At 46.2% G+C, this 11,522-nt stretch carries 11 protein-coding genes; all 11 read right to left on the bottom strand.

All coding sequences use genetic code 11. The features are described from left to right. Positions 1-458 precede the first annotated feature (458 nt). The 11 genes from ACMJ0U_RS04240 to ACMJ0U_RS04190 all read right to left on the bottom strand — a co-directional run bounded on the left by ACMJ0U_RS04240 (position 459) and on the right by ACMJ0U_RS04190 (position 11,323). A complete protein-coding gene (locus ACMJ0U_RS04240; RefSeq protein WP_417128387.1) occupies positions 459-1,583 on the bottom strand; it encodes a universal stress protein in 1,125 nt (374 codons plus the stop codon). A 102-nt stretch (positions 1,584-1,685) separates the two neighbouring features. Then, the gene (locus ACMJ0U_RS04235; protein WP_022052836.1) at positions 1,686-1,943 is read right to left on the bottom strand and encodes a hypothetical protein; all 258 of its coding nucleotides are present in this window, start codon (positions 1,941-1,943) and stop codon (positions 1,686-1,688) included. A 118-nt stretch (positions 1,944-2,061) separates the two neighbouring features. Further along, positions 2,062-2,772 (bottom strand): phosphatase PAP2 family protein, encoded by a 711-nt coding sequence (locus tag ACMJ0U_RS04230; RefSeq protein WP_417128385.1) that lies wholly within the window; start codon positions 2,770-2,772, stop codon positions 2,062-2,064. Between the two features lie 16 nt (positions 2,773-2,788). Beyond that, complete coding sequence (locus tag ACMJ0U_RS04225) at positions 2,789-3,487, bottom strand: tetratricopeptide repeat protein (RefSeq protein ID WP_417128388.1); 699 nt, start codon at positions 3,485-3,487, stop codon at positions 2,789-2,791. A gap of 78 nt (positions 3,488-3,565) precedes the next feature. Further along, the gene (locus ACMJ0U_RS04220; RefSeq protein ID WP_417128383.1) at positions 3,566-5,395 is read right to left on the bottom strand and encodes a BatD family protein; all 1,830 of its coding nucleotides are present in this window, start codon (positions 5,393-5,395) and stop codon (positions 3,566-3,568) included. Between the two features lie 47 nt (positions 5,396-5,442). Next, the gene (locus ACMJ0U_RS04215; protein ID WP_417128381.1) at positions 5,443-6,144 is read right to left on the bottom strand and encodes a tetratricopeptide repeat protein; all 702 of its coding nucleotides are present in this window, start codon (positions 6,142-6,144) and stop codon (positions 5,443-5,445) included. An 8-nt stretch (positions 6,145-6,152) separates the two neighbouring features. Further along, the gene (locus ACMJ0U_RS04210) at positions 6,153-7,172 is read right to left on the bottom strand and encodes a vWA domain-containing protein (RefSeq protein WP_007558271.1); all 1,020 of its coding nucleotides are present in this window, start codon (positions 7,170-7,172) and stop codon (positions 6,153-6,155) included. An 11-nt stretch (positions 7,173-7,183) separates the two neighbouring features. After that, positions 7,184-8,182, bottom strand: a complete 999-nt coding sequence (locus ACMJ0U_RS04205) for a vWA domain-containing protein (protein WP_417128379.1) — start codon at positions 8,180-8,182, stop codon at positions 7,184-7,186. A gap of 21 nt (positions 8,183-8,203) precedes the next feature. Next, positions 8,204-9,277, bottom strand: coding sequence for a hypothetical protein (locus tag ACMJ0U_RS04200; protein ID WP_417128377.1), 1,074 nt, complete (start codon positions 9,275-9,277; stop codon positions 8,204-8,206). A gap of 38 nt (positions 9,278-9,315) precedes the next feature. Beyond that, complete coding sequence (locus tag ACMJ0U_RS04195) at positions 9,316-10,185, bottom strand: DUF58 domain-containing protein (RefSeq protein WP_117671649.1); 870 nt, start codon at positions 10,183-10,185, stop codon at positions 9,316-9,318. Between the two features lie 142 nt (positions 10,186-10,327). After that, complete coding sequence (locus ACMJ0U_RS04190) at positions 10,328-11,323, bottom strand: AAA family ATPase (protein WP_417128376.1); 996 nt, start codon at positions 11,321-11,323, stop codon at positions 10,328-10,330. Positions 11,324-11,522 lie beyond the last annotated feature (199 nt).

Genomic DNA, 11,522 nt, shown 5'->3' with positions numbered 1-11,522 from the left:
ATCGGTATAATTGAATGATGTGCTCGTCGGGACGGGGGCTCCCGTCCCTTGCCGCACGGCGCTCCCCGAGCGATGAGTTTTTAGGGAGAAAATATACGGATATTGAGTTTTTGTTGTAGTTTTGCAGAACTGACAACCTTTGTAGGAATATAATGTTTAACCTGTCAACTTAGTCAGGAATTAATCTTCAAACTGACAACTATTTTCAGTACACTTCAAACATAAGTACATTTAGAGGAAAACGTATTTATGTTTAATCCAAAACGCCTTTACGTTTTATTTCAAACGTCCTTACGTTTTAATTGAAACGCAAAGGCGTTTTGAAATGAATACACTTGCATTTTTTAAGGCCTCTTTTTGCATTGATTCAGCCTTATTTTTCTACGAATCATAAAAACAAGGGCCGAATCCAGACGAATGGAAACGGCCCCGAAAATTCGTTTTTCTAAGACAAAACTTTATTTAATCACCAAAATCGGCGTATTGGAATGGAAAATCATCCGACGAGCAATGCTGGGATTAAACAACCGTGCAAAAACATTCCGTTTGTAATTTGACAGACACAGCACGTCGATACCTTTTTCCTTGACATATTCGTCCAAGTTACTGAGCAGACTTTCTCCACCTAACATGTCATAATCAATTGTCAGCTGCGGATATTGTTTCTTGAAATATTCCTGGATACCCACCAGCTTGATTTCATTCCATGTACGCTTCTGTGCATTGTCGCTCAAATGGATGAACGATACTTCAAAATGATAATCCTTGAATGTCGTTATCAGTGAGTCAAATGCAATTAAGTCACGCTGGTCAAAGCTGGTAAAAAATGCTACCTTATGGATTTCATCGAAGTTTTTCTTCTCTGCATTTTTCGGGATGGCATAGACAAATACCGGACTACGATCGATAATTTCGGCCGTCACACTACCGATAAGATCCATTTCCTTCTCGCCTTTCCCACGCGTTCCCATAATGATTATGAGCGGTTTTTCCTCGCGTGCATAGTGCAGAATTTCTTCTTCCGGTACCCCTTCTTTCAGAGTGCAGGTGAACTTCACATCAGGAAGTTCTCCTTTCTGAATCCGTTCTTTGATACTGTTTATCAAACTGTTAAGTTGCTCATGAATATTATCGAGCATGTTCTTGATACCCAGTTCATGTTCCATCGGCAGCCCATAGTTCTCTGTCGCATACTGTAAACTCGGCATGTATACCGGACTGAAATACACGTGCATCAGCACTACTTCTGCCTGTATCTTGGCTGCAAAATTGAAACCGAATTCACAGGCAGCCATCGAGTAATCAGAAAAATCGACCGGTATCAGCACCCGTCTGCCATGCTTTTCTTCCGTTTTTTCCTCATTGACCACATCTTCGGCCAACCACGCAGAACTCTCAATGATTTTTAATGCCCTGGGCAAATCACTTTCGCGAATGCGTATTCTCACGCCCGAAGAAATGACAGGCTGAATCAGGTTAACATTATGGATGCAAGCCTCAATTCCTTCATTTTCAAGCACATTCTTTAGAATCTGGGCTTTAGAATAAGTAAGAATGGCCAGTGTTACAAGTTTTTCTTCCATGGCTTCTGCATTTTTAGGTTAATATCATATATCGGATAAACAATAAGGGCCGTAACAGGAACGGATACTCTCCCACTCTCTTGTTACAGCCCTTATCTTATATCAAGCGCGTTGTTCTTCCTTCAGAATGGCTATTGCCTTATCGAGTACCGTAGTATCGTCAAGCATCACCAGTCCGCCGTCAGGCCCCGGTTCGAGATGGATACCTACGCTTTTCCCGTCCTTGAAGTTATGTCCGCCAAAGAAATTACGCACCGTTTCCACGCTGAGGTTCAACTCATCCGCAATGCGGTGCATGCTTCCCGTGGGCAAAGAATCTTTGATTTTACGAAGTTCGTTAAAGGTTATTGTTCTGTTCATAGTAGCCATAATTAAGTGTTAGACAAAATGTTGTTTTTAATATCGACTTAAATATAACAAAAGATTGTGACAGCACAAACTTTCCAACCGATTTTTTCAAAAATATCATACCTTCTGGTCAGAAATGCAGACTTTTTGCCGTTATTATTCCTCCGATTATCGCATAGAGATAGGTCAGCAGTAACGTAGCGTGCAAAATGGAAATGTCATCCTTGGTATATCCGCCTTTAGTGTATTGGGTGGAAATATACTGCGGACAGTCCAGGAATCGCTTGCGCAGACGTGCATACAACAGGTATACAAGCGCACCGACTACCAAACCCACCACTGCCCCACACAGAATATCGCCTGGATAATGCACACCTAAATACATGCGTGAGTACGAGGGAATCATTGCCCACAAAAACATCATGCAGGTGAAAGGCAGATAGCGCACCAGCAACGAAGCCAGCATCGCTACGGCAAAGGTATTGGCCGCATGGCTGGAGATAAATCCATACAAACCACCACGGTAACCGTTGACCGTCTGTATCAGATACATCAGTTCAGGATCTTGTGTAGGACGGAAACGGGCAAAGAAAGGTTTACAAAGTCCCGAGGCAATCTGGTCGGCCAGCGTGACGCACAAAGCGAACATCAGCGTGATGACGATTCCCTGCGGTATGCGGTTGTTCTTAAAAATGACATACAGCAACACCACTACGGCTGGAATCCATGTCTTGGTATCTGTCACCGTCCACATGAATCCGTCCCAGAACAAGGAGTCGCTTCCGTTGAGCGAAAGCAGCAGTGCCTTGTCGGCTTCAATGAGTTGCTGTATGCCTTCCATTTTCTATCACTGTTTTTTAAATGATTTCTATCGCTTCCGTCTTCACCCAACCTTTGTTGCCGTCTTCCAGACGAATTTCCTTCCAACCTTTCATCGAGTTGTCTTCGATGAAAACCTTCGTACCTTCGTGCAGCACAAACAAGTCGGTTCCGCCTTCGTTCGGTGTGCTCTTGACATTGATTGTCGGCTCCATGACGATGGCTCCCGTACGGTCTACCAGTTCTGTTTTCTGTTCGCTGGCAAAAATATTGGTACATACCGTCACCACCAAGAATACGGCTGCTGCGATAAAGCCAGTCTTTTTAATCCAAAGACGATTGCCGAAGATATAAAAAGATACTCCTATCAGCAAAAGAATGAACGAGAAAATTCCCACATAGCCCCAGCTCTGTTCGCTCATCACGTTGACAAGCGATTTATACCATGTCACGATAAACACCTCGGCAGTAGGCGTAATCTTGTCCACCGTTTTGCTGCGAGCCATCTCCAGATTAAAACGTATATCCGCATCTCCCGGGTTCAGCAACAAGGCCCGTTCGTAGTTCAGTACCGCCTTGGCCGTATTTTTCAACTTATAGTACGCATTCCCGAGATTATAATAGATGTCGGCCGATTCTCCCTGTGTCTGCAAGATTTCCTCATACTGGGCCGCAGCCTCGCTGAACTGTTCCTTCTGGTATGCCTCGTCGGCTTCCGCCTTGGTGGGGGCTGCCATCGCAAACTGGATGCATCCAATCAGTCCAATCAATAGTAAAGACAATTTCTTCATATTTAGTCTGCTCTCCTATCCGTTTTAATGTTTGATACTGTTTTCCATTTTACTGATGACTTCCACGGAAGCGGAATACACCTTATCCATCGCCTCATTCTCGTCGCCCGGCGCATAACGTGCATATTCACACTCGTTGAGTACGCCTATGAACTCGGCAATCAAGGCTTCCTGCACACCGTAGTTGGTCAGTTCGGCTTCAATGTTGTCTTTCGACAGCTGAGATACCGGAATACTGAGCTTGTCGCTGATGTAGCCCCACAAAGCCTTCAGCACTTCATCATAGAACTCGTTCTTCTTGTTTTCTGCCAGCAGCTTACCAGCCAGTTTCATACGCCGTGTAGCCACCTTGTTGGCTTTCTTGGTCTTCACCTTCGCCACGTTGGCATTTTCGAGGGCTTTCTGTCGATAAATCACTGCAAAGGCTACGAACAGCAACAACGGAATCAGGTAGCACAAATAATAGCCTACAGTACCAAAGAAAAATTCTCCTTTCGGACGAAGTGAAGTATTACCCAACTTGATGAAGCGGATATCCTTACCCAGCATCTTCACGCTCTCCTTGTTGGTGAAGTCTGAAATCACCTGATCGGCATTTCCCTGTCCTTTGGCCACCTTCAGGTTGTAAGCTTCTGTTTTCAGGGTCTTGTAACTGTTGCTCTTCAGGTCGAAGTAGGTAAATTCTACCGCCGGAATCGTAAAGTTGCCGGCATGACGCGGAATTGCCAGATATTCAAATGTCTTCGTACCCGTCAGTCCGTTGCTGGTCAATTTATAGTCGTCCGTCACCTTCGGGTCATAAATTTCGAAATCCTGGGGGAATTTTACTTCCGGCGTGCCGATAAGCTTCATGTTTCCCGTACCGCTCAGCGTCAGCTTGATGGTCACGGCATCATTGGTCTTCATTTCCGTAGCATTGATGGTAGAAGCCATTTTGAACTCACCCACTGCTCCAGAAAATCCGGCCGGTTTGGCTGGCAGTGGCTGTACGTTAATCACTACTTTCGGAGTCGTAATTTTCTTCTTTACTTCCACGTATCCTCCACCATTGAAAAAGGCATCAAAAGGATCATCCGATATGGTTTGCTGAGCTACCACCCCATCGAAAGTAATAGACGGAACTTCCAGTTTGCCCGTCTGCTGCGGGAACAGGATATACTGGCTCCATACGGTCGTGTTGTAGTTCCGTCCCTTGTAGTGCTCCAGCGTAAAAGTTTTCTGCTGTGGAAGCTCTACTTCCTGTACATGGAAGCCTTTCAAATCGGGCATTTTTCCATAAAGCTGACGCAAATTCACCACGGTATATACCTTGTAAGTCAGCAAGATGGCTTCCTGCTCGTGTACGGTTGTCTTGCTGGCTGTAGCCGTGATAAACAAATCGTTGGCTGAGATACGGCTACCTGCTGCCTGACTACGTGAAGAAGAAGCACCGCCTCCCCCGTTGTTGCCACTATTTCCAGAGGTCTGGTCCTGCGGAAGCACCTTGATGGAAATGGCATTAGAAAAGACTTTCTCTCCATTTACCTCGACACTGGCTGCCGGAATGGTATACGTACCAGGATTTCCCGCCAGCAGAATATAGGTAAACGCCGTAGAACTGTTCGACGTACGCTTTCCATTAATAATCTGAATACTGCTCTGCTGAGAACGGCTCGGCCCCATCAGCACCTCAAATCCTTTGATGGAAGGGGCACGGAAATCCTTGATATCTTGAGAATTGACCGTAAAAACCAGACGTACCTGGTCGCCACTGACCACCACGTCAGCAGCTTCTGCTACAAAACGCACGTTGTCAGCTGCCTTCACCTGCCATGCCACAAGTATCGTAAAAAGTAAGAATATTATCTTTCGCATTATTCTGTTATTTATGATTATTCATTTGTTCTTCATTTCGTCAAGCCTTACCAGTCTTTTTCCAGCTTGCGTCCCTGCACCTGAATCTGTTTCTTCACCTTATCCTGCACGTTCTTTTCGTCCTGCATCACGGCGTTGAGCAACTGCTGGGCATTTTCCTTCGACATCTGGTTCTGGTTTTGCTGCTGTTGCTGCTGATTCTGCTGCTGTTCTTTCTTGTTCTGGTCTTCCTGATCCTTATTCTGCTGCTTGTCGTCCTGTTTCTGGTCCTGCTTGTTTTGCTGCTGGTCCTGATTCTGCTGGTTCTGCTGCTGGTCCTTCAACTGCTTCTGCGCCAGTGCCAGGTTGTATCGGGTTTCATCATCCTTCGGATTGTTGCGCAAGGATTGCTTATAAGCTTCGATACACTGCGGCAACTGTTTGGACGACTGTAGAATGACTCCCATATTGTGGTAAATCTGTGCCAGTTTATTCTTGTCCTTTTCCAGACGGGACGCTGCGTCAAACTGCTCCATAGCCTCTTTGGCCTTTTCCTGCATCATCAGCGCATTTCCCAGATTGTACATGGCATCGGCCGACTTGGGATTCAGCTCCAGCGCCTTCCGGTAGTCTACTTCCGCCTTGACAAACAAGCTGTCCTTGTAAAGCTTGTTGCCGCTTCGCAGGTAATCACGGTCTGTTTTCTGTCCGTATCCGGCCACGGCAGTCAGGGCCAGACACATATACAGAATATATCCTTTCACTTTCATCTCCAGTTTCATTTAAAGAGTTTCACATTCTTGAAAAGCGGATTCTTGCGGTTCAGAATCATCAGGTCGGCAGCCAGTAAAAGAATAGCCAGCCAGGCCAGTACCTGGAACTGCTCGTCGAACTCCGTAAAAACCTGTGTCTCTACATCCGCCTTCGCCAGTTTGTTTATTTCCGCATTCAGGGCTTTCTCCGCATTGTTGGTATTATCCACACGCACGTAAATACCATTTCCGGCTTTGGCTATCTCCTGACACATCTGCTCGTTCAGACGGGTCACTACCACATTACCATCCTTGTCGCGACGGAATTCATTGGTACCTTCCACCGGAATAGGTGAACCGTCGGGTGAACCTACTCCTAATACAAATACACGCATACCCTTCTTGGCAGCCTCCTGAGCGGCCTCGATGGCTCCTCCTTCGTGGTTTTCACCATCGGTAATCAGTACGATGGCACGTCCTACCCCTTCGTTCGGAGTAAAACTCTTCATGGCCAGATCAATAGCCCCGCGAATATCCGTACCCTGTGTGGTAATCAAGGAAGGAGAAATCGTCTCCAGAAACATCTTGGCCGATACATAGTCGCTCGTAATCGGGAGCTGTGTGAAAGCTTCACCCGCAAACACAATCATGGCCACTTTATCGTTGTTGAAGGTCTCCACCAGACGAGAAATCAGCTTCTTCGATTTTTCCAGACGGCTGGGAGTGACATCCTGTGCCAGCATGGAGTTTGAAATATCCAATGCCACCACCGTTTCCACCCCCTGACGCTTCACCGTTTCCATCTTTGAACCGAACTGCGGACGAGCCAGCATGAAAATAACCATGGCCAGCGCAGAAAGCGTCAGCCAAAATTTTACGTCCGGACGATATTTCGACACATCCGGCATAAGATGTGCCAGCAACTCCGGACTACCATATTCGCGCAGCTTCTTGCGACGGCGATAGTTCGAATAAAAATAGAACACAGCCAGCAAGGGCAGCACAATCAGTAAATACAAATATTGAGGTTCTCCAAATCGAAACATGACTTCTTATTTTAAGGTATTTTCTTCAAAACTGTATTCCGCAAAAGGATTTCAAGCAAGATGCTCAGGAATGCAATCAGTGCAAACACCGCATAGGCTTCTTCACGTTTGCTGAATTCCTTCACGTTCAGTTTCGTTTTTTCGAGTTTGTCAATTTCACGGTACACTTCCTTCAGCTTCGTATTGCTGGTCGCACGGAAATAATTTCCATTAGTTGTTCCGGCAATCTGGCTCATGGTCTGTTCGTCAATTTCCACCGGCATCTGTACATACTGCACACCGGCGTACGTCTGCATCGGATAAGGTGCCGTACCGTTAGTTCCTACACCGATGGTATACACACGGATACCAAACTGCTTGGCTATTTCAGCCGCAGTAAGCGGAGAAATGTCTCCCCGATTGTTCACACCATCCGTCAGCAGGATAACGACCTTCGACTTGGCCTTGCTGTCTTTCAGGCGACTTACCGCATTGGCCAGTCCCATACCCAGGGCCGTACCGTCTTCAATCATTCCGCGCTGTACCATGTCACAACCCACACTCTGAAACAGATTCAACAGTACTCCGTGGTCTACTGTCAACGGGCACTGCGTGAATGCTTCTCCCGCAAAGATAGTCAGACCGATATTATCATTCGGACGTCCGTTGATAAACTCTGCCGCTACCTGCTTGGCTGCTTCAATACGGTTCGGCTTCAAATCCTCGGCCAGCATACTGGTCGACACGTCGACCGCCAGCATGATGTCAATACCTTCAATCTCCGTGTTTTGCCAGTTATCGGTAGTTTGCGGGCGTGCCAGTACCAGCACAATCATCACAAACGTCAGAATACGAAGCACAAACGGCGCATGCAGCAAATAAATCTTCCAACTGCGCGGAGCCTGCATGTACATCCGTGTGGTAGATACCTGCATGGTAGGTTCCGTCTTCTTGCGGCGCATCACGTACCACACGATATACGGAATCAGCAGCAAGAGCAGAAACAGATATTCTATATTCGCAAAAATCATAGTCTCACTTCATTATTAAATTTAGAAAAAGAGGTCGATGATATGGCGCACAGACAAATACAACGCAATCAGTGCGGCCACACCCGTAATGGCAATGCTGCACATCAGGGCAATTCGTCCCTGTTTGGAACGTTTCTCCTCCACTTTGATTTCCGTCGGCTCCTTCTTAGCATTCGGATCCTCCTCTATCTTAGTCTGGTTAATGAAATCCACCGCATTTACCAGGTTCATGTCGTTCTCATTCATCAGCGGCGCATATTTCGCAAACTTTACCAAGTCGGCTGTTTCAAACATCACCTTCAAATCGCGGATAGAATCTTTATCTTTCTCCTCCAGCAACCGCTCGATAATTTCCGTAGAAGTCATTTCCATGGCATTGAATCCGAAACGCTCCTTTATATATATACGAATCACATCGGTCAGTTCCGTATAATAAGCTTTCGGGTCTTCACGCTTGGTCACCTTGTCCGCCTTGATGGTTTCAATCTTCTTCATGGCAGCCAAATGAGGCGGAAGTTTAGGTTCTACCTTGATAATCTTGATGATAGGCTTATTGTCACGATAGCGAATGATAAAGAAGGCCGTCACCACTCCCAAAGCAATCAGCAACAGGATAGAATATACCATCGGTGCCAAATCTTCCCAGGTAAGAGGTACTTCCTGAATGGACTTCGGACCAAAGAACTGGTCGGGATGCAGGGTATCCACCGGAATGGAGTACACCTTCAACGCCAAGGCCTTTGAACGGTAAGCCTTGTCATTGACCAGCACTTCAAACGGCGGAAGATAATACAGCGCCGAGTCAAAAGAAGTCACCGTATATTCCTGTGACACCAGCCAGCGCTTGTTGTCGTTCAGCAGCTGCGTGTCGGGCTTGGCCACATCCAGAATCTCCACTCCCCTGACCAGCGTATCACGCAGCAACGGCAGACGCAATTTCTGGTTGGCATCCATGCTGACCTGCAATTTGATTTTCGCCTGCTCACCAATAAGCAGCTGCAAAGAGTCGATGGTAGCTTCCACCGTTACCTGCTGGGCTTTCAGACCCGTTGCACAGCATAAAATCAATACAGCACAGCAACATGCCTTTATCATTTTTGAGTAGTATAATAAGAGATGTCTCATGTCAACTGTCAGTTTCGTTTTGCAAATAAATTCAGCAATGCCTTCACATAATCCTGATCTGTACGTACAGATACAGAATCCACATTGCTGTGAGTAAATGTGTCATTCAGCTTCTGCTGCTTTTCCTTCCACCAGGCATGATGTGCATTACGCAATGCCTTTGATGAAGTATCAATCCACTGCTCATGACCGGTTTCCGCATCACGCACGTGCATCAGTCCCACGTCTGGAAGTTCTTCCATACGACGGTCGTACACCTGCACAGCCACCACATCGTGTTTTCGGTTGGCAATCGTCAACGCATTCTGGAAATCACGTTCGTCAATAAAGTCGCTGAGCATAAAGGCCGTGCAACGTTTCTTCAGCACATTCGTCAGGTACTCGATGGCACACTGCAAATTGGTGCGCTGACTTTCCGGCTTGAAATCAAGCAGTTCACGAATAATATACAGAATATGCTTGCGGCCTTTCTTGGGAGGAATAAATTTCTCGATACGGTCGGAAAAGAAAATCACGCCGATTTTATCATTGTTCTGAATGGCGGAAAAGGCAATTGTAGCCGCAATCTCCGTCACCATCTCTTTCTTCAACTGCTGAATGGTACCAAAATCCAGACTGTTGGACACATCCACCAGCAACATGACCGTGAGTTCACGTTCTTCCTCAAAGACTTTCACGAATGGTTTGTCGAAGCGAGCGGTCACATTCCAGTCTATATCGCGCACGTCATCCCCATACTGATACTCACGAACCTCCGAAAAGGCCATACCACGCCCCTTGAAGGCCGAATGATACTGACCGGCAAAAATGTTGCTCGAAAGTCCCCGGGTCTTGATTTCAATCTGACGGACACGCTTTAAAAGTTCACTTGTCTCCATTCTTTTAATATTTGACCGTGTTCCCCTGGAGTTACCAAAGGAACACAGCTTAGTCATTTATAATCCATGCAGCCTTCCGACTGCGAATAAAAGCCGACGGGAACTCTCTTTCCCGTCCGCAACCATTCCAGGTATCAGCGCATCAGGGCACTTCTACCTTGTTCAGAATCTTGCTGACGATTTCATCCGAGGTCACGTTCGTAGCTTCCGCCTCATAAGTCAGTCCGATACGGTGACGAAGCACGTCATGAGCCACGGCTCTCACATCTTCCGGAATCACATATCCGCGACGTTTGATGAAAGCATAGCTGCGTGCAGCCAGTGCCAGGTTGATAGAAGCACGAGGAGAACCTCCAAAGCCAATCAAACCCTTCAGCTCTTTCAAGTCGTATTTCTCCGGATAACGGGTAGCAAATACAATGTCAGCAATATACTGTTCAATCTTTTCATCCAGGTATACCTGACGAACCACTTCGCGGGCAGCGATGATGTCTTCCGACTTCAAAATCGGACGAACTTCCGTACGTTCCCCGGAAATATTCTGGCGGATGATTTTCTTTTCTTCTTCCAGTTTCGGATAATCAATGATTACCTTCAGCATAAAACGGTCCACCTGTGCTTCAGGCAACGGATAAGTACCTTCCTGCTCAATCGGGTTCTGAGTAGCCATTACAAGGAAAGGTTTCGGCAGTGCAAATGTCTGTTTTCCCAAAGTCACCTGACGTTCCTGCATGGCCTCGAGCAAGGCACTCTGCACTTTAGCCGGTGCACGGTTGATTTCATCGGCCAATACAAAGTTGGCGAAAACCGGTCCTTTGTTGGCAATGAACTGTTCATCCTTCTGACTGTAAATCATCGTACCGATAATATCGGCCGGCAGCAAGTCAGGAGTAAACTGCACACGACTGTATTTTGAATCGATCAATGAAGAAAGAGTTTTGATTGCCAAGGTCTTTGCCAATCCCGGAACACCTTCCAGCAGGATATGTCCGTCAGAAAGCAACCCAATCAATAAAGATTCGATAAGATGTTTTTGACCTACGATTACCTGATTCATTCCCTCCATCAGGTTTGTCACAAACGCGCTCTGGCGTTCGATTCGTTCATTCAGTTCACGAATGTCAATAGCTTCAGCCATAATTTTCTTCTATTTTAGTTCTCATTTTTTTCATTAAGAAATGCCCTTTCAAAACATATATCCAAAAAGGCACCCCAAAATTAAGGTATTCCCTTAACAGGCACAATAAATTTTGATAAAAAAATATAGACGGGATTCGCCTTTTAAGGCTTATTGAACTAAAGAAAATTAAAAAGAGGCTGTCTCAAAATAAATTTGA

It is taken from the genome of Phocaeicola sp., assembly GCF_048170425.1.
In the GTDB taxonomy this organism is placed as follows: Bacteria; Bacteroidota; Bacteroidia; order Bacteroidales; family Bacteroidaceae; genus Phocaeicola.
The sequence above is the reverse complement of the archived record's forward strand: the minus strand, read 5'-3'. Positions and strand labels throughout refer to the sequence as shown.